This window comes from Cronobacter sp. 153480017-3, from assembly GCF_053627815.1.
This window is the reverse complement of the sequence record NZ_JBSEYN010000006.1, coordinates 78,743-102,782: the sequence shown is the minus strand read 5'-3', so window position 1 is coordinate 102,782 and position 24,040 is coordinate 78,743. Positions and strand designations below refer to the sequence as shown.

Sequence of the window (24,040 nt, the reverse complement as noted above, 5' to 3'; positions counted from 1 at the left end):
CTCTGTGGCGGCAGCGGATGTCGTCACGCGCACCAACTATAACCGTCCGCTGTTTATTACCAGCGCCGCGACGGCGCGCGCGGCAGGCATTAACGGCGCCGGGATAAAAGTCGGCGTGGCGGATACCGGTATTCTGACCACGCATCCGGCGCTGCTGGGGGTGGTGAAAGGCACGCTGAACTATGTCGATCCGAAAACCAATAATCTGAGCGTGGGCGATGTGCGCGGCCACGGCACGATGGTCGCCCAGACGCTCGCGGGCCGCGCCACAGGCCTGTTCACCGGCGGTACTGCGCCGGGCGCGACGCTTATCAGCGCGCGTATCATTCCTGATGTCGCCAATACCCGGCAGAGCCTGAATTTCGGGCAGATTAACTACGATCTCGCGCGTGCAGGCGCGAAAATTATCAATAACTCCTGGGGTATTCCTGACTGGAACCCGACCAGCACTGCCACGACTACCTATTTTGTAAACGCCTGGAAGCCTTTTATCTCGTCGTATAACGGGCTGATTGTGTTTGCGAGCGGCAACGATGGCGCGGCGAATCCGGTAGGCGTTGCGAAACTGCCATCGCTGGCCCCCGCCTCCGGGCTGGATAAGGGCTGGCTGGTGGCCACGGCGGTCGACACCTTTAACCCGAGCTATATCGCAAGCTACGCTAACCGCTGCGGCGTAATGAAAAACAGCTGCCTCGCGGCACCCGGCAGCGTGTATGTGCAGTCGACCGACAGCACCGGCAAACCGGTGCTACGCCTGGTGAGCGGCACCTCATTTGCCGCGCCGCAGGTTTCCGGCGTGGCGGCGATGGTCTGGCAGAAATATCCGTATTTTACTAACGACCTGGTTCGCCAGACGGTGCTCGGCACCGCGACCGATATCGGCGCACCGGGTGTGGACGCGGTATTTGGTTATGGCCTGCTGAACGCCGCGAAGGCGATTAACGGCCCGGCGAAGTTTAACTGGGGCACCGTGAGCGTCGCGTTTAACAGCTACACCTCGACCTGGAGCAACGCCATCAGCGGCAGCGGCGGGTTGATTAAAAGCGGTACCGGCAAGCTGGTACTGACGCAGGACGCCAGCTATACCGGCACCACGCAGGTGCTGGGCGGCAGCCTGTCGTCGGCGAAAAGTCTGGCCTCCGCGGTGAACATTGGCCGCGCGGGCACGCTGGATGTGCGCACGGTAAAAGGCAATGTCGATAACAGCGGTTTCGTGCTGCTGCGCGACGGCAAAACGCGCTTTATGACCAACTATACGCAGCGCACCACCGGCAGCCTGGCGTTTATGCTCGGCTCGACGCTGGATGTGGCGGGGCGCGCGACGCTCGCCGGTAACCTGCATCTTTTGGGCGTACCGGCAGGCTACATCACCCAGGCGCGTCAGCCGGTGGTCAACGCGGGCGCGGTGTCCGGCAAGTTCAGCCGCTTTACGCAGTCGGCGGGCGTGTTCCTGACGGGTTCGCTGGGCTACAGCACGAAACAGGTATGGCTGAACATCAAGCGCCTGCAGGTGACGCAGACCAAAGTCGCCAGCACGTCTGCGGCCACGCAGTCCGCCGCCGTGCGTCTGGAACAGGCGTTTACGCAGCTTGATAAACAAGTCTCGACCGGCGTGGCGGTACGCGCCAGTTCGTTTGCGTCCGCGGCGGGCGAGTTGCAGCGTATCTCGAATAACCCGTCTGCCCGCGCGGCGCTGGAGAGCCTCTCCGGCCAGCTTCCGGCAGCGACGGCGGCGCTCACCTGGCAGGCCATCAATGTGAATCAGCGCAGCAGCGCGACTCACATCAACGCGCTGCTGGACGCGCCGCAAAGCCGTAGCTGGAGCGATACGCTCTCCTGGAACGGCAGCCTCGGGCGCAGCGGATATTCGCCGGTGAGCTACTCCATGAAAGGGTGGGTGACCGGCCAGGACCGGTTTATTGATGAGCACACGTTTATCGGCACGTCACTGTCGCGCACCGACACGTTCAGCGCGCTGAGCAGCGGCGGCGAGCGCAATACCGGCACGCTGAGTGAAGCTGCGCTGTACGGCGGCAAGATCTACGGCGGCTACTACCTGACCGGCCGTCTGGCGTCCGGGTATTACGACGGCCAGCAGCGCCGTATGTTGTGGCTCGGCAGCCGTTCCGAGCGCGTCAGCAGCCGTCAGAGCGGCAGCTGGATGTCGCTTGGCAGCGAGACCGGCTATCGCTTCAACGTGGACGGCTTAGCCGTGACGCCGTTTATCGATACGCAATACATCACGCTGAAGCAGGATGCGTTTAGCGAGAAGAGCGGCTCAGGTTTTGGCCTGCGCGCCGACAACCAGACCACCACGCGCTGGCAGGCGGGCGCGGGGCTGCGCGCGGCGTACACGTTCGATCTGCAAACCCACGGGCGGCTGGATCTGAGCTTCCAGACTCACCTGCAGCGTGCGTTGAGCCAGGATGAAGGCCGCTATCAGGCGAGCTTTACCGGCGTGGATCAGCCAGTGCCGCTGCACGGCGTGACGGCACCTGAGAAAACGCTGACCAGCGCGGTGTCGCTCGGCTGGCAGGTGAACCCGGCGCTGAATTTGAATCTGACGGGCGAGCAGGAGACCAGCGACGGGCGCAACAGCAACCGCAGCGTGATGGCCGGCGTGTCGTTAAGTTTCTGATACGGGGTATGGGGAAAATAAAAAGGCGTCGTAAGACGCCTTTTTGCTGCCTGTCAGATAACCAGCCAGAGCAGAAGAATAACCAGCACCAGCAGGAACATCGCAAGGCCGGGTTTCGCGGAAATCTGCTTCATCGGCTGGGTGAAAAACGCGATAAGCGGGCTGTAGATAGGCTGAATATGGCGCACTTCAAGCGTTTCCGGCGACCCTTCCGAGCGACGAATAAACACCTGATTAAGAATATCCTGCACCTGCGCGGTGGTCAGCACTGTTTGCGGCGTGGCCTGAAAGCGCTGCTGCGCGTAGTCGCTTATCTCCTGCCATTCGCGCGATTCCAGCGGCTGGCGCAGCGCGGCCTGAATGCTGTGCAGCGTCGGCGCGGGCTGGTCGGCGAGCGTCTGGCGCGCGACAAGCCAGGTCGAGAGCGCCGCGAAATGCTTCGCCGGAATCAGCTCGCCGCTTTTCACGCCAGAAAGCTCCAGCATCGATTGCCAGATGAGCTTCGGCGATTCGCCGGTGGCGGCGGCAAGCTTCGTTACCTGCTGGTTGAGCGTATTATGCTCCGCGGGCTGCATCGGGCGGTCGGTCGCCGGGCGCTGCTGCGGCTGCGGAATATTCAGCTGCGCGTTTTGCAGCAGCGTCAGCACGCTTTTGAGCTGCTCGCCGGAAAGCTGGTTCAGCGCGGTGTGCCCAAACTGCTGGCGGATATAATCGCTCACCGCCTGGCGGTTGTTGCCGACGTTCAGAAGCTCGGTCAGTTGCGACAACACCTGGCGCTGAGTGTGGGTCTGCTGCGCCTGGCCTAGCCGCTGGTTAAGATTCTGCTCGGCGGCGGGGAAGTGGCGCGAAAGCAGCGGCGCATCGCTCTTTAAGCCCAGATCGTGCTTCATACCGGCCCAGACTTCGGCGCTTTGCTGTTGGGTTAGCGCCACAAGCCGGGTGATAAGCCGCTCAAGCACCGTGCGCTGCTGAGTGGAAAGCGGCTGCTCGCCTGCGGAGTGGGGCGATGTGGGAGGCTCCCCCGCCGGGCGGGGCGTGGCGCCATGAATGGGTTGCATCATCAATAATCCTTAACCTGACCGGACGGTGCCGCGAAACTAACCACGCTGTTAAGTATGCCTGGCGGCGAGATTATGGCACACTTAACGGCTATCTCCCGCACATAAACAGGTAGAGAAACGTGAAAATCCTCGTTGATGAAAATATGCCTTACGCACGCGAGCTGTTCAGCCGTCTTGGCGAGGTGCAGGCCGTGCCTGGCCGCCCGATCCCGCAGGCGGCGCTGGACGACGCCGACGCACTGATGGTGCGCTCGGTCACGCAGGTCAATCGCGATTTGCTGGCAGGCAAAAACATCCGGTTTGTCGGCACCGCCACGGCGGGCACCGATCACGTTGATGAAGATTACTTACGCGAGGCGGGCGTCGGGTTTTCCGCCGCGCCCGGCTGCAACGCGATTGCGGTCGTTGAGTATGTGTTCTCCGCGCTGCTGATGCTTGCCGAGCGCGACGGCTTTGCGCTTACCGACCGCACTGTCGGTATTGTCGGCGTGGGCAACGTTGGTTCTCGTTTGCAGGCGCGGCTGGAGGCGCTCGGCGTGCGCACGCTGCTGTGCGATCCGCCACGTGCCGATCGCGGCGACAGCGGCGATTTCCGCACGCTCGACGAGCTGGTGCGCGAAGCAGACATTCTCACCTTCCACACGCCGCTCTTTAAAGAAGGGCCGTACAAAACGCTGCATCTGGCCGACGAGGCGCTGATCGCGCGCCTTAAGCCTGGCGCTATTCTCATTAACGCCTGCCGCGGCCCGGTGGTCGATAACGCCGCGCTGCTGGCGCGCCTTGAGGCGGGGCAGCCGCTCAGTGTCGTGCTGGATGTCTGGGAGCCGGAGCCTGCGCTGAACGTTGAGCTTTTAAAGCGTGTTGATATCGGCACCGCGCATATCGCGGGCTATACGCTGGAAGGCAAAGCGCGCGGCACTACGCAGGTCTTTGAGGCGTACAGCCAGTTTCTCGGCACGCCGCAACAGGTGGCGCTTGCCACGTTGCTGCCGCCGCCGGAGTTTGGCCGCATCACGCTTCAGGGGCCGCTCGATCAGCCGACGCTGAAACGGCTGGTGCATCTGGTGTATGATGTGCGCCGCGACGACGCGCCGCTTCGCCGCGTGGCGGGCATGCCGGGCGAATTTGATAAGCTTCGCAAAAATTACCAGGAGCGCCGCGAATGGTCGTCGCTCTATGTGCAGTGCGATGACGAAGCCGCCGCCGCGCTGCTGCAAAAGCTGGGTTTTAACGCGACCCATCATCCGATCCGTTAATCACTGATTCTCTTATTCCCCGCAAACCCGCGGGGAAGGCATTTTATTTTCTGGAGTAAAACCACCATGTCTGAAGGCTGGAATATCGCCATACTGGGCGCGACGGGCGCCGTGGGAGAGGCCCTGCTTGAGCAACTCGCCGAGCGTCAGTTCCCGGTGGGTGAACTTTATGCGCTGGCGCGCAATGAAAGCGCGGGTGAAACGCTGCGCTTCAACGGTAAAAGCGTGCAGGTGCAGGACGCCGACGCGTTCGACTGGACTCAGGCGCAGCTCGCCTTTTTCGTCGCAGGCCAGGAAGCAAGCGCCCGCTACGTGGATGACGCAACTAACGCCGGTTGTCTGGTTATCGATTCCAGCGGCCTGTTCGCGCTGGAGCCGGACGTGCCGCTGGTGGTGCCGGACGTCAACCCGTATGTGCTGGCGGATTACCGCAACCGCAATGTGGTGGCGGTGGCCGACAGCCTGACCAGCCAGCTTCTGACGGCGCTGCGTCCGCTGATGGAAGCGGGCGGATTGTCGCGCATTCAGGTGACGAATCTGTTGTCCGTTTCCGCGCAGGGTAAAACGGCGGTGGACGCGCTGGCGGGCCAGAGCGCGCGTCTGCTGAACGGGATGCCGGTCGATGAAGACGATCATTTTGGCCGCCAGCTGGCGTTCAACATGCTGCCGCTGCTGCCGGACCGCGAAGGCAGCGTGCGCCAGGATCGCCGTCTGGTGGATGAAGTCCGCAAGGTGTTACAGGACGAAGGCCTGATGATTTCCGTCACCAGCGTACAGGCACCGGTGTTTTACGGCCATGCCCAGATGGTGAATTTCGAAGCGCTGCGCCCGCTCGCAGCGGAAGAAGCCCGCGACGCGCTGGAGCGCGATCAGGACATCGCGCTCTCTGAAGAGAACGATTATCCGACGCAGGTGGGCGACGCCTCCGGCAGCGTGCATCTTTCCATCGGCTGCGTGCGTAACGACTACGGCATGCCGGAGCAGATCCAGTTCTGGTCGGTCGCTGATAACGTGCGCTTCGGCGGCGCGCTGATGGCCATCAAAACGGCGGAAAAACTGCTGCAGGAGTACCTGTACTGATGTCGGAGAGTCTGGAAAAGCCGGTAGTTAAAATCGCGCTTGGCATTGAGTACGACGGCAGTAAATATTACGGCTGGCAGCGTCAGCAGGAAGTGCGCAGCGTTCAGGAGAAGCTTGAAAAAGCACTCTCGCAGGTGGCGAACGAGCCGGTTAACGTTTTCTGCGCGGGCCGTACCGACGCGGGCGTGCATGCCACCGGACAGGTGGTGCATTTTGAAACCACCGCCATCCGCAAGGATGCCGCCTGGACGCTCGGCGTAAATGCGAATTTACCTGGTGACATCGCGGTGCGCTGGGTGAAAGATGTGCCCGCAGAGTTTCACGCCCGGTTCAGCGCCACGGCTCGCCGTTACCGCTACGTTATCTATAATCACCGTTTGCGACCGGCGGTGCTCTCGCAAGGGGTGACGCATTACCACCTGCCGCTGGACGCAGAGCGTATGCACCGGGCGGCGCAGTGTCTTATCGGCGAAAACGACTTTACCTCGTTTCGCGCGGTGCAGTGCCAGTCCCGCACGCCCTGGCGCAACCTGATGCATATCAACGTTGAGCGCTTCGGGGCGTACATTGTGGTGGATATCAAGGCTAACGCGTTTGTGCATCATATGGTGCGTAATATCGTTGGCAGCCTGATGGAAATAGGCTGCGGTAACCAGCCGGAGAGCTGGATGGCAGAACTGCTGGCGGCTAAGGACAGAACGCTTGCGGCAGCGACGGCGAAAGCGGAAGGGCTCTATCTGGTGTCGGTGGATTATCCGGCGCAGTTTGAGCTTCCAAAGCCGCCGATGGGCCCACTTTTTTTAGCTGACTGACAGCAGTCGGGGAAGAAGAACCAGTATGGACATTATTCGCTTTCTGATTGATTTTATTTTACATATCGACGTGCATCTGGCGGAGCTGGTGGCGCAGTACGGGATCTGGGTATACGCGATCCTGTTCCTGATCCTGTTCTGCGAAACGGGGCTTGTCGTGACGCCGTTTCTGCCAGGTGATTCGCTGCTGTTTGTGGCGGGCGCGCTCTCTTCGCTGCCGTCCAACGATCTCAATGTGCACCTGATGGCGCTTTTAATGGTTATCGCGGCGATACTCGGCGACGCGGTGAACTACACTATAGGCCGACTCTTTGGCGCGCGGCTTTTCAGCAACCCGGATTCAAAAATCTTCCGTCAGAGCTATCTTGATAAAACGCATGCGTTTTATGAGCGTCACGGCGGTAAAACGATTATCCTCGCCCGCTTCGTGCCGATCGTGCGCACTTTCGCGCCGTTCGTCGCCGGGATGGGGCATATGTCCTATCGTCATTTTGCCCTGTATAACGTGGTGGGCGCGCTGTTGTGGGTTCTGCTGTTTACCTACGCGGGCTACTTCTTTGGCGCGATGCCGTTTATTCAGGACAATCTGAAGTTGCTGATCGTCGCTATTATCGTCTTCTCGGTATTGCCGGGCGTATATGAAGTGGTGCGTCACAAACGCGCCGCGGCGCGCCAGACAAAATAAGCCCTCTGGCGGTTCGACCACTTTTTTATCCAAAGTTGCGGGCCGTTATGGTTTAATGAGCACCATTTATGGTCTGTGGAAGGCAATAATGGCATTATGCGCCCCCACAGAAAAACTGGCATCGACCAGGTTCAGGCAGAAAGGTTATCAATGAGCTGGATTGAACGAATTCTCAATAAAAGCAATATTACTCCCACTCGCAGGGCAAACATCCCGGAAGGGGTGTGGACCAAGTGCGACAGCTGCGGCCAGGTACTCTACCGCGCCGAACTGGAGCGTAACCTTGAGGTTTGCCCGAAATGCGATCACCACATGCGCATGGCGGCGCGCGACCGTCTGCACAGCCTGTTAGACGAAGGGTCGCTGGTGGAACTGGGCAGTGAGCTTGAGCCGAAAGATGTGCTGAAGTTCCGTGATTCCAAAAAATACAAGGATCGTCTGGCCACCGCCCAGAAGGAAACCGGCGAGAAAGACGCGCTGGTGGTGATGAAAGGCACCCTGCACGGTATGCCGGTTGTTGCGGCGGCGTTCGAGTTCGCCTTTATGGGCGGCTCAATGGGTTCCGTCGTGGGCGCGCGTTTCGTGCGTGCGGTTGAGCAGGCGCTGGAAGACAACTGCCCGCTTATCTGCTTCTCCGCCTCCGGCGGCGCGCGAATGCAGGAAGCGCTGATGTCGCTGATGCAGATGGCGAAAACCTCCGCGGCGCTTGCGAAAATGCAGGAGCGTGGACTGCCGTACATCTCCGTGCTGACCGACCCGACCATGGGCGGCGTTTCCGCGAGCTTCGCGATGCTTGGCGATCTCAATATCGCCGAGCCGAAAGCGCTGATTGGCTTCGCCGGCCCGCGCGTTATCGAGCAGACCGTGCGCGAAAAACTGCCTGCTGGCTTCCAGCGCAGTGAGTTCCTGATCGAAAAAGGCGCTATCGATATGATCGTGCGTCGCCCGGAGCTGCGCCTCAAGCTTGCCAGCATTCTGGCGAAGCTGATGAACCTTCCGGCACCAAGCCCGGACGCGCCGCGTGAAGCGGTGGTCGTGCCGCCGGTACCGGACCAGGATCACGAGGCCTGATAGTCATGAAGGGCAGGGCCATAAGGCACTGCCCTTCTTGTTTATGAACCGTAACCAGGATACGGGCATCATGGAAAAGCAACACCTTCCCCAAGCCACGTCGCCTCTGGCCACGTGGCTTTCTTATCTGGAAAACCTGCACGGTAAAACCATCGACATGGGCCTTGAGCGCGTCTCGCGCGTGGCGGCATTGCTTGATGTGGCGAAACCCGCGCCGTTTGTCTTTACCGTCGCGGGCACTAATGGCAAAGGCACCACCTGCCGCACGCTCGAAGCGGTGCTGATGGCGGCAGGCTATCGCGTGGGCGTCTACAGCTCGCCGCACCTGGTGCGCTACACCGAGCGCGTGCGCGTGCAGGGCGAGGAGCTTGCCGAAAGCCAGCATACCGCCGCCTTTGCGGAGATTGAAGCCGTGCGTGGTGAAACGTCCCTCACGTACTTTGAGTATGGCACGCTGTCCGCGCTGTGGCTCTTTAAGCAGGCGCAGCTGGATGTCGTTATCCTCGAAGTCGGGCTCGGCGGGCGTCTGGACGCCACCAACCTGGTGGATTGCGATGTGGCGGTCATCACCAGCATCGCGCTCGATCATACCGACTGGCTGGGTCCGGATCGTGAAAGCATCGGGCGCGAGAAAGCCGGTATTTTCCGCGCGGGCAAACCGGCGGTCGTGGGCGAGACGGATATGCCGCACACCATCGCGCAGGTGGCGCAGGAGAAGGGCGCACGGCTGCTTTGTGTGAACGACGCCTGGCGCTATGAGGCGGAACGCGACGGCTGGCGCTTTAGTGATGGCGACGGCGAACTGATTCATCTTCCGCTGCCGCAGGTGCCGCAGCCTAACGCGGCGACTGCGCTCGCCGCGCTTCGCGCAAGCGGTCTTGCGATTAGCGAGCAGGCTTACCGCGACGGCATCGCGCGCGCCGCGCTGCCGGGGCGTTTCCAGATTGTGAGCGAGGCCCCGCGCATCATTCTGGATGTGGCCCATAATCCGCACGCGGCGGGCTATCTGGCGCAGCGGCTCGCGCAGTCGCCATCCGCCGGGCGCGTGCTGGCCGTTATCGGCATGCTGCATGATAAAGATATCGCCGGAACGCTCGCCTGTCTGGAGAGGGTCGTGGATAGCTGGTATTGTGCCCCTCTGGACGGGCCGCGCGGCGCCCGCGCCGAAGAGCTTGCGGAACATCTGCAGGCCAGCGCTGTCTTTGATAGCGTGGCGCAGGCCTGGCACGCGGCGCTGGCCGACGCGCAGCCCGCCGATACGGTGCTGGTATGCGGGTCGTTTCATACCGTCGCAGCGGTAATGGAAGAGATGGACGCGGGGAGACGAGGTGGCGAGTAAGTTTCAGAACCGATTAGTCGGCACAATTGTGCTGGTGGCGCTGGGCGTTATCGTGCTGCCAGGGCTGCTGGACGGCCAGAAAAAACATTATCAGGATGAGTTCGCGGCGATCCCGCTGGTGCCGAAACCTGGCGATCGCGACGAGCCGGATATGCTGCCGGCCGCGACGCAGGCGCTGCCGTCTCAGCCGCCGGAAGGCGCGGCGGAAGAGGTAAGAGCCGGTAACGCGGCGGCGACGTCGATAGACACCACGCGACTGCCTGCCGATACCGGCGCGGATCTGGATGAAGTGCCGGTGACGCCTGCGAAGCCTAAAGCGACGGAGCCTGCGAAAACACGGACTGCCGATAAGCCCCAGAGCAAGCCGCAACGCGATAAAACCGACGAGCAGCTTGCGATGGTGAGCGAGGCCGAAGCGCCCGCGCCTGCGAAAACCGCGCCGCCGGAGAAACCGCAAACGCCGCCTGCGGGCAAGGCGTATGTCGTGCAGCTCGGTGCGCTGAAAAACGCCGATAAAGTCAATGAAATCGTCGGCAAACTGCGCTCGGCGGGTTATCGGGCGTATACGTCGCCGTCCACGCCGGTGCAAGGGAAAATCACCCGCATTCTGGTAGGGCCGGAGGCGTCGAAGGATAAGTTAAAATCGTCGCTTGGCGAGCTGAACAGCCTGTCAGGGCTTAACGGCGTAATAATGAATTACAGCGTGAATTAAGCGGTCTGGCGTCTTTTTTAAAGGCGCATCGAGAAACCGCATCGCGCCACAGACGGCCCGCTTACGGCGCTTTTTTGCCGCCCGCGGGCGTAACGGACGGATGGCGTTGAAGATTTTTTCAACGCCATTTTTTATTAACGCGTGGAAAGGAAATCCCTACGCAAACGTTTTCTTTTTCTGTTAGAATGCGCCCCGAACCGGATGTCAGGGCGTTTTATCGTGGGACACATTCATGGTCTGGATAGATTACGCCATCATTGCAGTAGTGGGTTTCTCGTGTCTGGTCAGCCTCATCCGCGGCTTCGTGAGAGAGGCGCTGTCGCTGGTCACCTGGGGCTGTGCTTTCTTTGTCGCCAGTCATTACTACACTTACCTGGCAGTCTGGTTCACCGGCTTTGAAGACGAACTGGTACGTAATGGGATTGCTATCGCGGTGCTGTTTATCGCGACGCTTATCGTCGGTGCGATAGTCAACTATGTGATTGGCGCGCTGGTGGAGAAAACCGGCCTGTCGGGTACAGACAGGGTGTTGGGGATCTGTTTCGGCGCCTTGCGGGGCGTGCTGATTGTCGCCGCCATTCTGTTCTTTCTTGATACCTTCACGGGCCTGTCCAAAAGCGAGGACTGGCAAAAGTCGCAGCTCATCCCGCAGTTCAGTTTCATCATCAGATGGTTCTTTGACTATCTGCAAAGCTCGTCAAGTTTCCTGCCCCGGTAATCGTGCCGGGGGCGGTCTTTGAATTGAGGAAAAGACAACATGTGCGGTATTGTCGGGATCGCCGGTGTTATGCCGGTCAACCAGTCGATTTATGACGCGTTAACGGTGCTTCAGCACCGCGGGCAGGATGCCGCAGGCATCATCACCATCGATGCGAATAATTGCTTCCGTCTGCGTAAAGCGAACGGCCTGGTGAATGATGTATTCGAAGCCCGCCACATGCAGCGTCTGCAGGGCAATATGGGTATCGGCCATGTACGCTACCCGACGGCAGGCAGCTCCAGCGCCTCCGAAGCCCAGCCGTTCTATGTGAACTCGCCCTACGGTATTACGCTTGCCCATAATGGCAACCTGACGAACGCCCATGAACTGCGCAAAATGCTCTTTGAAGAGAAGCGCCGTCATATCAACACCACCTCAGATTCTGAAATCCTGCTCAATATTTTCGCCAGCGAGCTGGATAACTTCCGTCACTACCCGCTGGAAGCGGACAACATTTTCGCGGCCATCGCGGCGATGAACCGCCTGATCCGCGGCGCATACGCGTGTGTGGCGATGATCATCGGCCACGGCATGGTAGCGTTTCGCGACCCTAACGGCATTCGCCCGCTGGTGCTTGGCAAACGCGACGCCGGTAACGGCCGCGCCGAGTACATGGTGGCGTCCGAGAGCGTGGCGCTCGATACGCTGGGCTTTGAGTTCCTGCGCGACGTAGCGCCTGGCGAAGCGGTGTATATCAGCGAAAAAGGCCAGCTCTTCACGCGCCAGTGCGCTGACAACCCGGTCAGCAACCCGTGCCTGTTTGAGTATGTTTACTTCGCGCGCCCGGACTCCTTTATCGACAAGATTTCCGTCTACAGCGCTCGCGTGGAAATGGGCAAAAAGCTCGGCGAGAAAATCGCCCGCGAGTGGGAAGATCTGGATATCGACGTGGTGATCCCGATCCCGGAAACCTCCTGCGATATCGCCCTTGAAATCGCGCGCATTCTTAACAAACCCTACCGCCAGGGTTTTGTGAAAAACCGCTACGTCGGCCGTACCTTCATCATGCCGGGACAGCATCTGCGCCGTAAATCGGTGCGCCGCAAACTGAACGCTAATCGCGCCGAGTTTCGCGATAAAAACGTGCTGCTGGTGGATGATTCCATCGTGCGCGGCACCACGTCCGAGCAGATTATCGAGATGGCCCGCGAGGCGGGCGCGAAGAAGGTCTATCTGGCCTCCGCCGCGCCGGAAATTCGCTTCCCGAACGTCTACGGTATCGACATGCCGAGCGCCAACGAGCTTATCGCTCACGGCCGCGAAGTAGATGAAATCCGCCAGATCATCGGCGCAGACGGCCTGATTTTCCAGGATCTCGACGATCTCATCGAAGCCGTACGCGCCGAGAACCCGGATATTCAGCAGTTCGAATGCTCGGTCTTTAACGGCGTTTACGTCACCAAAGATGTCGATCACCAGTACCTGGAATACCTTGAATCCCTGCGTAACGACGACGCCAAAGCGGTCATGCGCCAGAACGAAGTCGAAAACTTAGAGATGCACAACGAAGGCTAATCTTTCCCCGTGCCGTCGCCCCTTGCGCAACGCGAGGGGCGAAATCCCCGTTTGCATCTCGCCGCGTCTTGCGGCAAAGTCTCGCTCAGTGCTCCTTTTCCTGATAACTCCATGAAAAAAATCATTGTCGGCATCTCTGGCGCCAGCGGCGCAATTTATGGCATCCGGCTGTTGCAGACGCTTCAGTCGGTGGCAGAGGTGGAAACGCATCTCATCATGAGCCAGGCGGCGCGTCAGACGCTGTCGCTTGAAACCGATATGAGCGTGCGCGATGTTCAGGCGCTGGCTGATGTGAATCACGACGCGCGCGATATCGCTGCCAGCGTTTCTTCCGGCTCGTTTAAAACCGACGGAATGATTATTCTGCCGTGTTCGATTAAAACGCTCTCCGGCATTGTGAACAGCTATACCGACGGGCTGCTGACCCGCGCGGCGGATGTGGTGTTAAAAGAGCGTCGCAGGCTGGTGCTGTGCGTGCGGGAAACGCCGCTGCATCTCGGCCATTTGCGTCTGATGACACAGGCCGCTGAGCTTGGCGCGATTATCATGCCGCCGATGCCCGCATTTTATCATCGCCCGCAGACGCTGGATGATGTGATTAACCAGACGGTAAACCGCGCGCTCGATCAGCTTGATATCACGCTTCCTGCCGATCTCTTCACCCGCTGGCCCGGCGCGTAATGCGCGCCAACATGGGGCAAAGCGCAGCGCGGTGCCTCATTGTGGGGCAATTCTGCAAGCGCGATCATATCCTCGACATTTAATCCCGCCTTTTGCGATTTCACGCTCAGCGTCTGCTGTGCGGAATGCTATCTTCATTCACACAACTTCATTGCAACCATTTTTTAACAAATCATGGCGGCGTATGCGGCGACGCAAAGCTGGCATGGGAAGTGCAACGTCTGGTTGCAACACACAACGCAACAGATAATAAAACAGAAAACTTGAGGGTAATGTATGAAGAAGAAGGTGCTCGCGTTCTCCTTACTGCTTGGCCTTTCCACCAGCGCCAGCGTTTTCGCCGCGCTCCCCCAGACGGTACGCATCGGTACGGATGCCACCTACGCGCCGTTCTCCTCAAAAGACGCTAAAGGCGATTTTGTCGGGTTTGATATCGATCTCGGCAACGAGATGTGTAAACGCATGCAGGTGAAATGCACCTGGGTTGGCAGCGATTTCGATTCGCTGATCCCGTCGCTTAAAGCGAAAAAAATCGACGCGATTATCTCTTCGCTCTCTATTACCGAAAAGCGTCAGAAAGAGATTGCCTTCTCTGACAAGCTTTACGCCGCCGACTCCCGCCTGATCGCCGCCAAAGGCGCGACCATTCAGCCGACCATTGAATCGCTGAAAGGCAAACATGTGGGCGTGCTGCAGGGCTCCACGCAGGAAGCCTACGCCAATGAAAAATGGCGCGGGAAGGGCGTCGATGTCGTGGCCTACCAGAACCAGGATCTGATCTACTCCGATCTCTCGGCGGGCCGTCTCGATGCAGCGCTGCAGGATGAAGTGGCCGCCAGCGAAGGTTTCCTCAAACAGCCTGCCGGGAAGGATTACGCGTTTGCCGGCCCATCGGTGAAAGACAAAAACTACTTTGGCGACGGTACCGGCGTTGGCCTGCGTAAAGAAGACGCCGAGCTGAAAGCCGCGTTCGACAAAGCGCTCGGCGAGATTCGCAAAGACGGCACCTACGACAAAATGGCGAAAAAATATTTCGACTTTAACGTCTATGGCGACTGATTATCTGTAACGCGTTTGCCAGCCAGTCACTATGTTGGTGCGTGTCTGGCTAGCATGACGCAAAATGGTGCAGGTTATGCACCAGAGAAGAGCATGTGTGCATTTCTACGCACCGAAAATGAAAATAAATCTATCTCAGCGCGCATAAAGTTTTGATTACGAGGCGGCAGTGATGGCACGATAAGTGCAGTTTTTCCGCCTGACATTTAAATATGCGCGTCTGATGAGGATAGTTATGAAAAAAAGGCTGTTAGCACTTTCTCTGGGGCTGGCGCTGTCCAGCATTTCTGGGGCTTTCGCAGCAATTCCGCAGCACTTACGTATCGGCACTGACCCTACCTATGCGCCGTTTGAATCGAAAAACGCGCAGGGTGAACTGGTCGGTTTCGACATCGATCTGGCCAAAGAACTGTGCAAACGCATTCAGACGCAATGTTCGTTCACTGAACAGCCGCTGGATGCGCTGATCCCGTCGCTGAAAGCGAAGAAAATCGACGCGATTATGTCGTCGCTGTCGATCACCGAAAAACGCCAGCAGGAAATCGCCTTTACCGACAAGCTCTACGCCGCGGATTCGCGCCTGGTGGTGGCAAAAGGCTCGCCCATTCAGCCGACGCTGGAGTCGCTGAAGGGCAAACGCGTGGGCGTGTTGCAGGGCACCACCCAGGAAACTTACGGTAATGAGCACTGGGCGCCGAAAGGCGTGGAGATTGTCTCTTATCAGGGCCAGGACAATATCTATTCCGACCTGACCGCGGGCCGTATCGACGCCGCGTTTCAGGATGAAGTGGCCGCCAGCGAAGGCTTTCTGAAGCAGCCGGTGGGCAAAGGCTATCAGTTCGGTGGCCCGTCGATTAAAGATGAAAAACTCTTTGGCGTCGGCACCGGCATGGGGATCCGTAAAGAAGATAACGAACTGCGCGAGGCGCTGAACAAGGCGTTTGCCGACATGCGCGCCGACGGCACCTACGAGAAGCTTGCCAAAAAGTATTTCGATTTTAACGTCTACGGCGATTAATCCGCACGCGTTTGCACGGCGCCCTGCGGGGCGCCGATGGGCCGTGCGCACGCTGAGTACAGGATAAGTCACCATGCTGTATGGGTTTTCACAGGTAATCCTTCAGGGCGCGCTCGTCACCCTGGAGCTGGCGCTCAGCGCCGTTGTCCTCTCGGTGGCGATTGGTCTGGTCGGCGCAGGGGCGAAGCTCTCACATAACCGCCCGCTGGCGCTGATTTTTGAAGCGTACACGACGCTGATTCGCGGCGTGCCCGATCTCGTTCTGATGCTGCTAATTTTTTACGGTTTGCAGATTGCGCTGAACGCCATCACCGACGCGCTGGGATTCAGCCAGTTTGATATCGACCCGATGATCGCGGGGATTATCACGCTTGGGTTTATCTACGGCGCTTATTTCACCGAAACCTTCCGCGGCGCGTATCTCGCCGTGCCGAAAGGCCATATCGAGGCGGCGACCGCGTTTGGTTTTACCGGCTCGCAAACCTTCCGCCGGATTCTGTTTCCTTCCATGATGCGCTATGCGCTGCCGGGCATCGGCAACAACTGGCAGGTGATTTTAAAAGCCACCGCGCTGGTGTCGCTACTGGGCCTGGAAGATGTCGTGAAAGCGACGCAGCTTGCCGGGAAAAGCACCTGGCAGCCGTTTTACTTCGCGATTGTCTGCGGGCTGATTTATCTGGTGTTTACCACGCTCTCCAACGGCGTTCTGCTGCTGCTTGAGCGTCGCTATACCGTGGGCGTGAAGAGGGCCGACCTGTGATCGAGATTATTCAGGAGTACTGGAAATCCCTGCTGTGGACCGACGGCTATCGCTTTACGGGTGTGGCGATTACGCTCTGGCTGCTTATCGCCTCGGTGGTGATGGGCGGCGTGCTGGCGGTTTTTCTCGCCATTGGCCGCGTTTCGGAAAACAAACTGGTCTGGTTCCCCATCTGGCTCTTTACCTATGTTTTTCGCGGCACGCCGCTCTACGTGCAACTGCTGGTCTTCTACTCCGGCATGTACACGCTGGACGTGGTGAAAGGCACGCCATTACTCAATGAGTTCTTTCGCAGCGGCCTGAACTGTACCGTACTGGCGCTGACGCTCAACACCTGCGCGTACACCACCGAGATTTTCGCGGGCGCCATACGGGCGGTGCCGCACGGCGAGATCGAGGCGGCGCGCGCTTACGGCTTTTCACGCTTTAAAATGTACCGCTGCATTATTCTGCCGTCGGCGCTGCGCATCGCGCTGCCTGCCTACAGCAATGAGGTGATCCTGATGCTGCACTCCACGGCGCTGGCGTTTACCGCGACCGTCCCGGATCTGCTGAAGATCGCCCGCGATATTAACGCCGCCACTTATCAGCCGTTTACGGCGTTTGGCATCGCGGCGGTGCTGTACCTGATTATCTCTTATGTGCTGATAAGCCTCTTCCGCAAGGCGGAAAAGCGCTGGCTGCGGCACCTGAAACCGGCTTCAACGCACTGAGTGGCTACGCATGTCTGAAAATAAATTAAACGTTACCGATCTGCACAAGCGCTACGGCGAACATGAAGTGCTTAAAGGGGTATCGCTGAAGGCGAACGCCGGTGATGTCATCAGCATTATCGGCTCTTCTGGCTCCGGCAAGAGCACCTTCCTGCGCTGCATTAACTTCCTGGAAAAGCCCAGCGAAGGCACCATCGTGGTGAACAACCAGAACATTACGCTGGTGCGTGACAAAGACGGTCAGCTCAAGGTGGCGGATAAAAACCAGCTGCGCCTTCTGCGCACGCGCCTGACGATGGTGTTCCAGCACTTTAACCTGTGGAGCCACATGACTGTGCTGGAGAACGTGATGGAAGCGCCGGTTCAGGTGCTGGGCTTAAGCAAACAGGATGCGCGCGAGCGTGCGGTGAAATACCTCGCCAAAGTGGGCATCGATGAGCGCGCGCAGGGCAAATACCCGGTGCATCTCTCCGGTGGTCAGCAGCAGCGCGTGTCGATTGCCCGCGCGCTGGCGATGGAGCCGGATGTCTTGCTGTTCGACGAACCGACCTCCGCGCTGGACCCTGAACTGGTGGGCGAAGTGCTGCGTATCATGCAAAAGCTTGCCGAAGAGGGCAAAACGATGGTGGTCGTGACGCACGAAATGGAGTTTGCCCGCCATGTTTCCTCGCATGTGATTTTCCTGCATCAGGGCAAAATCGAAGAAGAAGGGCCGCCGGACGCGCTCTTTAACAACCCGCAAAGCTCGCGTCTGCAGCAATTTTTGAAGGGATCGCTGAAGTAATATCTATCAGTCCGGCAGGGACGCCGGTTATGCCTCGTCGTCTATCAGAATCAGACCCATCTCTTCGGCCAGCCGGTAAATCTCGGTCAGCACCCCCGGTATCAGCGGCAGACTTTCATGCAGCGTAAGACGGTTAATGCGATCCCCGAAGAGCATCAGCGCTTTGCCGCCGTGCTGGCGCGACGCCCAGCTAATACCGTGAAGGCGCGGATTCGCGGCGTGAATGGCGCTCGCCCACAGGCGCGTTTGCGGATAACACTGCGGAGAGCTTCCGGTCAGCGCCGCCTGCGTGACGCCCCAGCGGCGCAGCAGCACCGGCGTCAGGTTAGCGAGCTCAAGCGCCACGTCCGGTGTTAACGTGCTGATGCAAAGTTCACGGGCCTTATGCAGATCGAAGCTGGCACCAGAGGCGCCTGCCGGGACATCGTGAAACAGCGATTCCATAATCGCCACTTCGGCATCAATACCGCCATAAAGCGTTGGAATAAGACGGCCATCGGCGCGCTGTAGCGGGCTGAAACGCGCGTTACCATAACCTGGGTTGAAAGCGTCGCCCGCGAACTGACGGCTGTGAACGCGAACTATCCGCCTCCCTGCGGGCCATACCGTGACGCGCGGCACTTGCATATCTGCAGGCGGCGCAGGCAGGCGTTCTTCCCTGAATTCAACCATGCATCGGCCCTTCGGCTTCCGCTTTTGCGGCGTCCAGCACCGCCTGCGGATCGGCTTTCAGACGGTCTTTGGGTTTTGCGCCGCCAAGCCAGGCATTGGGCGAATGAAACCAGAGGGCGATACTCCAGGGCGTTTTCTCACGAAACAGCGCAAGGATGGGTTTGAGTGACGGCAGCGGCTGACCGCCTTCGTCAAACGCCCAGGCGGGGTAACGATCTTTGCCGTTGACCGGCAACGCAAAAACTTTACCCGCCTGTTTCCAGCGGTTCGCGGTCGCGCTCGGGTTTTTCAGCGCGGCACCGGCGGCAAGGCTCACTTCGCCTGCAGACAGCCACTGGCCTTCATCAAGCACGGTCTGGCGCAGCGCATCAAGCCGCTCGCGATTACGGGCCTGCAACGGCGCGGCGTGCGCGGGCTCGCTATGGTGCCCGGCGCGCTTCATTTGCGACACCGCCGTGACGGCGCTGACAATCGCAAGCCGCAAATCGTTATCCAGCGTCTCTTCGTTTACATCATCCGGCATTTTGAGCATCAGATAACGCCCGGCGTCTTCTCCTGGTATATCGGAAAGCTGAATACGCCCCCAGGGCGCAGGCGTCTCGTGCAGGGACGTCACCAGATGCCCGACATCGACAAACTCGACGCTGACGTCCAGTGGATACTCGTTCAGTTTTACGTGGCGTGGACGGGAACTCATTGTGCCCCCTTCGTGATATAAATGATATTCGTGATATTGATTATAACGTAATCAGGTGAGGAAATGCCAGCGGCGGGTGAAACGTGTAAAAAATAGCGGGACGCGGGCACCATCATTGCCCGCGTAGCCAAAGACGGCATCAACGCGCTCGCGCAGCGATATCCTCCAGCGCCTCTTCCAGCTCAAACCAGCGGAAACCGAAGCCCGATTCCTCCAGGCGTTTAGGCAGGGCGCGCTGGCCGCCCAGCACCAGGACCGCGGATTCGCCCATCATAAGGCGCACGGCGGTTGCGGGCGCGCGCATCAGCGCGGGGCGGTGCAGTGCATGGCCGAGCGCGTGGGCAAAGCGCTCGTTGCGCACCGGGTAAGGGGAGACCATGTTAAATGGCCCGCGCAGATCGTTATCCAGCAGCCAGATAATCGCGTTGACCATATCGTCGATATGGATCCAGGCGAGATACTGACGGCCGCTGCCAATCGGCCCGCCAAGGCCCAGACGAAACAGCGGCAGCAGTTTGCTCATCATGCCGCCATCGGGCGCGAGCACCGCGCCGGTGCGCAGCAGGCAGACGCGGGTTTTATCGCTTTGAGCGCCTTCGGCTATCTGCTCCCAGCGGGCGCAAAGCTTATGGGTAAATTCGCTGTGCGGCGGTTCGTCTTCCGTCACCACCACTTCGCCGAGATCGCCGTAATAACCGACCGCAGAGCCGGAGAGAAAAACCGCAGGCGGATTGCTACCAGCCTGCATCATCGCCACCAGTTGCTGCGTTATATGCCAGCGGCTCTGACACAGGCGCTCTTTCTGGGCGGCGGTCCAGCGTTTATCGGCAATAGGCTCGCCCGCGAGGTTAATCACCGCGTCGAACGCATCGAGATTATCGAAGTGATCGAGGCCCGGCACCAGCGTAATAGCGGTGTCGAGCCGCGCGCGGGCACGCTCAGGATTGCGGGTCACGACCGTGACGTGATGCCCTAACGCCACCAGACGCGATGTCAGCGTGCGGCCAATCAGGCCAGTACCGCCAGTTACCAGAATCTCCATAAGTGCCTCCTGCGCCGCCCGCGCATAACGTAGTGTTATCTCTTCAGCATAGGCGACCCGGCAAGGTTTGCCTGAGATATGGCGCACGCCGGGCGTAATTTTTCCTGTAAAGAGAGAAGGTTAACAACGTATTTGCGCTGGTTAACTGCTGGCGAGCTGGTACGCACGTTCGGTCGCCGGGCGATGCCTGATGCGCTCAAACCAGTTGCTGACCGCCGGGAAGTTGTCGAGATCGATTCGCTGGCGCTCGTGCGACACCACCCACGGATAGGTGGCGATATCGGCAATGCTGTAACGCTCGCCGCCAAGCCACGGGCATTTCTCCAGACGCTTATTCAGCACGCCGTAGAGACGCTGTGTCTCCACCTGATAGCGTTCAATGGCGTAAGGCACCGCCTGGGGCGCGAAATGGTTGAAGTGGTGGTTCTGGCCAAGCATCGGCCCGAATCCGGCAACCTGCCAGAACAGCCACTGTAGCGTCACCTGACGCTCGCGCAGTTCGCCGCTCAACAGCTTGCCGCTCTTCTCGGCGAGATAGAGCAAAATCGCGCCCGATTCAAACAAACTCAGCGGCGCGCCGCCGTCGGAGGGCGCATGGTCGATAATGGCGGGAATTTTATTGTTCGGGGCAATGGCGAGAAATTCCGGTTTAAACTGCTCGCCCTTGCTGATGTCAACGCGGTGGAGGCGATACTCAAGCCCGGCCTCTTCAAGAAACAGCGTAACTTTATGGCCGTTCGGCGTCGGGGCGTAGTAGAGATCCAGCATGACAGCGTCCTTTAGATGGGGATTTGGCGTGCTCAAAGTATAGGCGGTTTGCTGAATAATGCGGCAGCTCTCATAGTCGGCAGCATGACAGAAAACGGTTTACGGTATAGTTTTAGCTATCCGCCATCAGAGATGAGAATTGCTATGTCGCAGCCCGCCATTACGCTTTGGTCCGATGCCAGTTTCTTTAGCCCTTACGTGATGTCCGTCTGGGTGGCGCTTCAGGAAAAAGGTTTGCAATTTCAGCTGCAAACCCGCGATTTGTCGCGCGGCGAACATTTACAGGCCGACTGGCAGGGCTTCGCCCTGACGCGCCGTGTGCCGCTGCTGGTGATTGACGATTTCGCGCTGAGCGAATCCTCCGCTATTACGGAATATCTTGAAGAGCGCTTTGCGCCGCCGGTGTGGGAGAGGCTCTATCCGCACGATATTGAAAAACGTGCCCGCGCCCGTCAGGTGCAGGCGTGGCTGCGCAGCGATCTGGGCGCGTTACGTGCCGAACGTCCGACTGACGTTATCTTTGGCGCGGCCCGCTACGCGCCATTAAGTGCAGATGGCCAGGCGGCGGCGGATAAGCTTATCGCGTGCGCGCAGGCGTTACTTCCGCACGGGCAACAAAATCTGTTTGGTGAATGGTCACTCGCAGATACCGATCTGGCGCTGATGATTAACCGGCTGGTTATGCATGGCGACCCGGTGCCGGAGGCGCTTGCCGACTACGCTGCGTTCCAGTGGCAGCGCGCGTCGGTACAGCGTTATATCGCACTTTCTGCCAGGCGTTTGGGCTGATAAGCCCGGCGCGATCCGTTATCATGCGTGCACCACAATTTTCATTCGGAAGGTGAGTAATGAAGCTGATGTTTGCTTCGGATATTCACGGCTCGCTGCCTGCCACAGAGCTTCTGCTGGCGCGCTTTGCCGACAGCGACGCCCGCTGGCTGGTATTGCTGGGAGATTTTTTAAACCACGGGCCACGTAACCCGCTTCCTGAGGGCTACGCCCCAGGCGAAGTGGCGAAACGGCTTAACACCGTGGCCGACCGCATTATCGCGGTGCGCGGCAACTGCGACAGCGAAGTTGACCAGATGCTGCTGGAATTTCCCGTCACCGCGCCCTGGCAGCAGGTGTTGCTCGCCAGACAGCGGCTCTTTTTGACCCACGGTCATCTCTACAGCCCCGATAACCTGCCGCCGCTGGCCGCAGGCGATGTCCTGATCTACGGCCACACGCATATTCCGGTGGCGGCACGCCACGGCGAGCAGTTCCACTTTAATCCAGGCTCAATCAGTATGCCGAAAGGCGGGCATCCGGCAAGCTACGGGTTCCTCAATGGCGATACGTTGAGCGTCATTACCCTGGAAACCTCGCAGGTTATTGCACAGATCGCGATTTCCCCTTAATTTACCGAACAACCAGAACGCGCCGTAAGAGCGCTTATTACAGAAGGTTTCCTGATGGTGGAGCAGAATCATTTGGCAGACATGGAATGGGTGGACATTGTCAGTGAAGACAATGAGGTGATAGCGCAGTCCAGCCGGGCGCAGATGCGCGCCGAACGTTTGCGTCACCGCGCGACCTATATCGTGGTGCATGATGGTATGGGCAAAATCCTGGTGCAGCGTCGCACTGATATCAAAGACTTTATGCCGGGCATGCTCGACGCCACCGCAGGCGGCGTAGTGCAGGCGGGCGAAGCGCTGCTTGAGAGCGCGCGTCGCGAGGCGGAAGAGGAGCTGGGCATCGCGGGCGTTCCTTTCGCCGAGCACGGGCAGTTTTATTTTGAAGATGAGCATTGTCGCGTCTGGGGCGGGCTGTTCAGCTGCGTCTCCCACGGTCCGTTCGCGCTCCAGGAGAGCGAAATCAGCGAAGTATGCTGGATGGAGCCGGAAGAGATAACGGCGCGTTGCGATGAGTTCACGCCGGATACGTTAAAAGCGCTTTCGCTCTGGCTGAGCCGTAACGCGGGTCAGGAGAGTGGCAGTCACAGTAAAGACAGTAAAGAAAAAGAGCAGGAAGAGAAAAACCCTACGCTCAGCTAAGCGTCGCGGCCCCGCCATCGTCAGCGACGCGCGGGGCGGCTTTTACAGCGTTAGTTTACGCCTGCTGGTTGTCGCACATCGCGCGCCACAACGTATCAAATCCCACCGCTTTAAACTCGTCAGAGCGTGCCGGTTCGCGCGTCGCGAAATCCATGGTCGTCTGCGCCAGCGCAAAGAAAATTTCATCGCCAAACGCGCGAAATTCACTGGAGCGGAACAGCGGCAAAATGCATTTCTCGCAAAGCTCGTGGAGCTCCGGGTAGATATCGGTCACCAGTTTTTTGCTTTCATCGGTAATACGACTGCTGACTTCGAGCTTACGCGCGGCCAGATTGGCTTCCGGTTTGGTTAACCCCCAGTCGATAAAGCTGTTCCAGACATAACGAATATTTTCTTTGTGGTCGTTCTTGCTGTCGAGCTTGCCTATCATCGAACGGCAGAAATCTTGCTTAAGATGGACATAGAGCGCGTTATAGAGATCGTCCTTGGAGGCGAAATAGCGAAATATCGTCCCTTCAGCCACGCCCGCTTTACGCGCGATAAGCGCGGTCGACGCGCCAAGGCCCGCCTCGGCTATCGCTTCGGTGGCGGCTTCGAGAATCGCCATTCTTTTATCTTCACTGCGGGGACGCGCCACGGACATTGCTCTCCTGTAAAAAGGGCAGATTGAATCACGACTCGCCGATCCGCTGCAAGGCTTGCGATCACAGGAAAAAACAGAGTTGACGAATCGGCCGACATTCCTATAATGAGTGTTTACTCACTCATTATCAAGTTTCACTGGCTACCATTTTTGATGGTGCTGCGTGCGGGCCGTTTTCGCCCGGAAAATGAGCAGAGCGCTCATGCGAGCCGGAATTCAGGACAGGCGAAGGCCT

The 24,040-nt window shown here is 59.0% G+C and carries 25 protein-coding genes; 19 read left to right on the top strand and 6 right to left on the bottom strand.

What is annotated here, in order from left to right; all coding sequences use genetic code 11:
* Window positions 1–4: 4 nt before the first annotated feature.
* Window positions 5–2,638, top strand: coding sequence for a S8 family serine peptidase (locus ACUW6V_RS14415; protein ID WP_454038522.1), 2,634 nt, complete (start codon window positions 5–7; stop codon window positions 2,636–2,638).
* Between the two features lie 53 nt (window positions 2,639–2,691).
* On the opposite strand, the gene flk is transcribed toward ACUW6V_RS14415, so the two are convergent.
* On the bottom strand, window positions 2,692–3,699 hold the full coding sequence (flk, locus tag ACUW6V_RS14410; protein WP_007892020.1) for a flagella biosynthesis regulator Flk: 1,008 nt from the start codon (window positions 3,697–3,699) through the stop codon (window positions 2,692–2,694).
* Window positions 3,700–3,818: 119 nt separating this feature from the next.
* Between flk and pdxB the strand changes: the two genes are divergently transcribed.
* From pdxB to hisP, 15 genes are all read left to right on the top strand, one after another.
* Window positions 3,819–4,955, top strand: a complete 1,137-nt coding sequence (pdxB, locus tag ACUW6V_RS14405) for a 4-phosphoerythronate dehydrogenase PdxB (protein WP_012124141.1) — start codon at window positions 3,819–3,821, stop codon at window positions 4,953–4,955.
* 66 nt (window positions 4,956–5,021) lie between these two features.
* Entirely contained in the window at window positions 5,022–6,035 is a 1,014-nt protein-coding gene (locus ACUW6V_RS14400) for an aspartate-semialdehyde dehydrogenase (RefSeq protein ID WP_007892029.1), read from the top strand.
* Window positions 6,035–6,847: a tRNA pseudouridine(38-40) synthase TruA gene (gene truA / locus ACUW6V_RS14395; protein WP_069682888.1), complete on the top strand. Its 813-nt coding sequence runs from the start codon at window positions 6,035–6,037 to the stop codon at window positions 6,845–6,847. Before ACUW6V_RS14400 ends, truA begins: the two co-directional genes overlap by 1 nt.
* A gap of 25 nt (window positions 6,848–6,872) precedes the next feature.
* Window positions 6,873–7,532, top strand: a complete 660-nt coding sequence (locus tag ACUW6V_RS14390) for a DedA family protein (RefSeq protein WP_012124142.1) — start codon at window positions 6,873–6,875, stop codon at window positions 7,530–7,532.
* 150 nt (window positions 7,533–7,682) lie between these two features.
* Entirely contained in the window at window positions 7,683–8,603 is a 921-nt protein-coding gene (gene accD / locus ACUW6V_RS14385) for an acetyl-CoA carboxylase, carboxyltransferase subunit beta (protein WP_007892032.1), read from the top strand.
* Window positions 8,604–8,673: 70 nt separating this feature from the next.
* A complete protein-coding gene (gene folC, locus ACUW6V_RS14380) occupies window positions 8,674–9,942 on the top strand; it encodes a bifunctional tetrahydrofolate synthase/dihydrofolate synthase (protein ID WP_088275031.1) in 1,269 nt (422 codons plus the stop codon).
* Window positions 9,932–10,654 (top strand): cell division protein DedD, encoded by a 723-nt coding sequence (gene dedD, locus ACUW6V_RS14375; RefSeq protein WP_012124144.1) that lies wholly within the window; start codon window positions 9,932–9,934, stop codon window positions 10,652–10,654. Before folC ends, dedD begins: the two co-directional genes overlap by 11 nt.
* Window positions 10,655–10,886: 232 nt before the next feature.
* The gene (gene cvpA / locus ACUW6V_RS14370) at window positions 10,887–11,372 is read left to right on the top strand and encodes a colicin V production protein (protein ID WP_004386645.1); all 486 of its coding nucleotides are present in this window, start codon (window positions 10,887–10,889) and stop codon (window positions 11,370–11,372) included.
* Between the two features lie 39 nt (window positions 11,373–11,411).
* Window positions 11,412–12,929, top strand: coding sequence for an amidophosphoribosyltransferase (purF, locus tag ACUW6V_RS14365; RefSeq protein ID WP_004386646.1), 1,518 nt, complete (start codon window positions 11,412–11,414; stop codon window positions 12,927–12,929).
* A 111-nt stretch (window positions 12,930–13,040) separates the two neighbouring features.
* Complete coding sequence (locus ACUW6V_RS14360; RefSeq protein WP_069682890.1) at window positions 13,041–13,610, top strand: UbiX family flavin prenyltransferase; 570 nt, start codon at window positions 13,041–13,043, stop codon at window positions 13,608–13,610.
* A gap of 276 nt (window positions 13,611–13,886) precedes the next feature.
* Entirely contained in the window at window positions 13,887–14,669 is a 783-nt protein-coding gene (gene argT / locus ACUW6V_RS14355; protein ID WP_004386648.1) for a lysine/arginine/ornithine ABC transporter substrate-binding protein ArgT, read from the top strand.
* A gap of 235 nt (window positions 14,670–14,904) precedes the next feature.
* Window positions 14,905–15,687 (top strand): histidine ABC transporter substrate-binding protein HisJ, encoded by a 783-nt coding sequence (gene hisJ / locus ACUW6V_RS14350; RefSeq protein ID WP_032968945.1) that lies wholly within the window; start codon window positions 14,905–14,907, stop codon window positions 15,685–15,687.
* A gap of 73 nt (window positions 15,688–15,760) precedes the next feature.
* Entirely contained in the window at window positions 15,761–16,447 is a 687-nt protein-coding gene (locus ACUW6V_RS14345) for a histidine ABC transporter permease HisQ (RefSeq protein WP_105605125.1), read from the top strand.
* Window positions 16,444–17,160 carry an ABC transporter permease gene (locus tag ACUW6V_RS14340; protein WP_105605126.1) on the top strand — a complete coding sequence of 239 codons (717 nt, stop codon included), beginning with the start codon at window positions 16,444–16,446 and terminating at the stop codon, window positions 17,158–17,160. Before ACUW6V_RS14345 ends, ACUW6V_RS14340 begins: the two co-directional genes overlap by 4 nt.
* Before the next feature lie 10 nt (window positions 17,161–17,170).
* Window positions 17,171–17,944, top strand: coding sequence for a histidine ABC transporter ATP-binding protein HisP (hisP, locus tag ACUW6V_RS14335; protein ID WP_105605127.1), 774 nt, complete (start codon window positions 17,171–17,173; stop codon window positions 17,942–17,944).
* Window positions 17,945–17,971: 27 nt separating this feature from the next.
* Here hisP and ACUW6V_RS14330 read toward each other — a convergent pair whose 3' ends face one another.
* From ACUW6V_RS14330 to yfcG, 4 genes are all read right to left on the bottom strand, one after another.
* The gene (locus tag ACUW6V_RS14330) at window positions 17,972–18,616 is read right to left on the bottom strand and encodes an RES family NAD+ phosphorylase (protein ID WP_105605128.1); all 645 of its coding nucleotides are present in this window, start codon (window positions 18,614–18,616) and stop codon (window positions 17,972–17,974) included.
* On the bottom strand, window positions 18,609–19,313 hold the full coding sequence (locus tag ACUW6V_RS14325) for a DUF2384 domain-containing protein (RefSeq protein WP_454038521.1): 705 nt from the start codon (window positions 19,311–19,313) through the stop codon (window positions 18,609–18,611). Before ACUW6V_RS14325 ends, ACUW6V_RS14330 begins: the two co-directional genes overlap by 8 nt.
* A 139-nt stretch (window positions 19,314–19,452) precedes the next feature.
* Entirely contained in the window at window positions 19,453–20,355 is a 903-nt protein-coding gene (locus ACUW6V_RS14320) for a TIGR01777 family oxidoreductase (RefSeq protein ID WP_097649248.1), read from the bottom strand.
* Between the two features lie 141 nt (window positions 20,356–20,496).
* The gene (gene yfcG, locus ACUW6V_RS14315) at window positions 20,497–21,123 is read right to left on the bottom strand and encodes a GSH-dependent disulfide bond oxidoreductase (RefSeq protein ID WP_004387818.1); all 627 of its coding nucleotides are present in this window, start codon (window positions 21,121–21,123) and stop codon (window positions 20,497–20,499) included.
* Between the two features lie 144 nt (window positions 21,124–21,267).
* Between yfcG and yfcF the strand changes: the two genes are divergently transcribed.
* Genes yfcF through yfcD form a run of 3 tightly spaced genes read left to right on the top strand, consistent with a single transcriptional unit; the run spans window position 21,268 to window position 23,162 of the window.
* On the top strand, window positions 21,268–21,912 hold the full coding sequence (gene yfcF / locus ACUW6V_RS14310) for a glutathione transferase (RefSeq protein ID WP_007892040.1): 645 nt from the start codon (window positions 21,268–21,270) through the stop codon (window positions 21,910–21,912).
* A 59-nt stretch (window positions 21,913–21,971) separates the two neighbouring features.
* The gene (yfcE, locus tag ACUW6V_RS14305; protein WP_004387821.1) at window positions 21,972–22,523 is read left to right on the top strand and encodes a phosphodiesterase; all 552 of its coding nucleotides are present in this window, start codon (window positions 21,972–21,974) and stop codon (window positions 22,521–22,523) included.
* A 54-nt stretch (window positions 22,524–22,577) separates the two neighbouring features.
* Window positions 22,578–23,162: an NUDIX hydrolase YfcD gene (yfcD, locus tag ACUW6V_RS14300; protein ID WP_004387823.1), complete on the top strand. Its 585-nt coding sequence runs from the start codon at window positions 22,578–22,580 to the stop codon at window positions 23,160–23,162.
* 55 nt (window positions 23,163–23,217) lie between these two features.
* Here the strand turns inward: yfcD and ACUW6V_RS14295 are convergent, their stop codons facing one another.
* Window positions 23,218–23,805 carry a TetR/AcrR family transcriptional regulator gene (locus tag ACUW6V_RS14295; protein WP_007892041.1) on the bottom strand — a complete coding sequence of 196 codons (588 nt, stop codon included), beginning with the start codon at window positions 23,803–23,805 and terminating at the stop codon, window positions 23,218–23,220.
* Between the last annotated feature and the right edge of the window lie 235 nt (window positions 23,806–24,040).

Coding starts and splice junctions, on each gene's coding strand:
- ACUW6V_RS14320 (WP_097649248.1), bottom strand. CDS start 20,355: ATGGAGATTCTGGTAACTGGCGGTACTGGCCTGATTGGCCGCACGCTG.
- yfcE (WP_004387821.1), top strand. CDS start 21,972: ATGAAGCTGATGTTTGCTTCGGATATTCACGGCTCGCTGCCTGCCACA.
- argT (WP_004386648.1), top strand. CDS start 13,887: ATGAAGAAGAAGGTGCTCGCGTTCTCCTTACTGCTTGGCCTTTCCACC.
- yfcG (WP_004387818.1), bottom strand. CDS start 21,123: ATGCTGGATCTCTACTACGCCCCGACGCCGAACGGCCATAAAGTTACG.
- purF (WP_004386646.1), top strand. CDS start 11,412: ATGTGCGGTATTGTCGGGATCGCCGGTGTTATGCCGGTCAACCAGTCG.
- ACUW6V_RS14360 (WP_069682890.1), top strand. CDS start 13,041: ATGAAAAAAATCATTGTCGGCATCTCTGGCGCCAGCGGCGCAATTTAT.
- hisP (WP_105605127.1), top strand. CDS start 17,171: ATGTCTGAAAATAAATTAAACGTTACCGATCTGCACAAGCGCTACGGC.
- ACUW6V_RS14400 (WP_007892029.1), top strand. CDS start 5,022: ATGTCTGAAGGCTGGAATATCGCCATACTGGGCGCGACGGGCGCCGTG.
- hisJ (WP_032968945.1), top strand. CDS start 14,905: ATGAAAAAAAGGCTGTTAGCACTTTCTCTGGGGCTGGCGCTGTCCAGC.
- flk (WP_007892020.1), bottom strand. CDS start 3,699: ATGATGCAACCCATTCATGGCGCCACGCCCCGCCCGGCGGGGGAGCCT.
- cvpA (WP_004386645.1), top strand. CDS start 10,887: ATGGTCTGGATAGATTACGCCATCATTGCAGTAGTGGGTTTCTCGTGT.
- ACUW6V_RS14295 (WP_007892041.1), bottom strand. CDS start 23,805: ATGTCCGTGGCGCGTCCCCGCAGTGAAGATAAAAGAATGGCGATTCTC.
- yfcD (WP_004387823.1), top strand. CDS start 22,578: ATGGTGGAGCAGAATCATTTGGCAGACATGGAATGGGTGGACATTGTC.
- yfcF (WP_007892040.1), top strand. CDS start 21,268: ATGTCGCAGCCCGCCATTACGCTTTGGTCCGATGCCAGTTTCTTTAGC.
- folC (WP_088275031.1), top strand. CDS start 8,674: ATGGAAAAGCAACACCTTCCCCAAGCCACGTCGCCTCTGGCCACGTGG.
- ACUW6V_RS14330 (WP_105605128.1), bottom strand. CDS start 18,616: ATGGTTGAATTCAGGGAAGAACGCCTGCCTGCGCCGCCTGCAGATATG.
- ACUW6V_RS14390 (WP_012124142.1), top strand. CDS start 6,873: ATGGACATTATTCGCTTTCTGATTGATTTTATTTTACATATCGACGTG.
- ACUW6V_RS14325 (WP_454038521.1), bottom strand. CDS start 19,313: ATGAGTTCCCGTCCACGCCACGTAAAACTGAACGAGTATCCACTGGAC.
- accD (WP_007892032.1), top strand. CDS start 7,683: ATGAGCTGGATTGAACGAATTCTCAATAAAAGCAATATTACTCCCACT.
- truA (WP_069682888.1), top strand. CDS start 6,035: ATGTCGGAGAGTCTGGAAAAGCCGGTAGTTAAAATCGCGCTTGGCATT.
- ACUW6V_RS14345 (WP_105605125.1), top strand. CDS start 15,761: ATGCTGTATGGGTTTTCACAGGTAATCCTTCAGGGCGCGCTCGTCACC.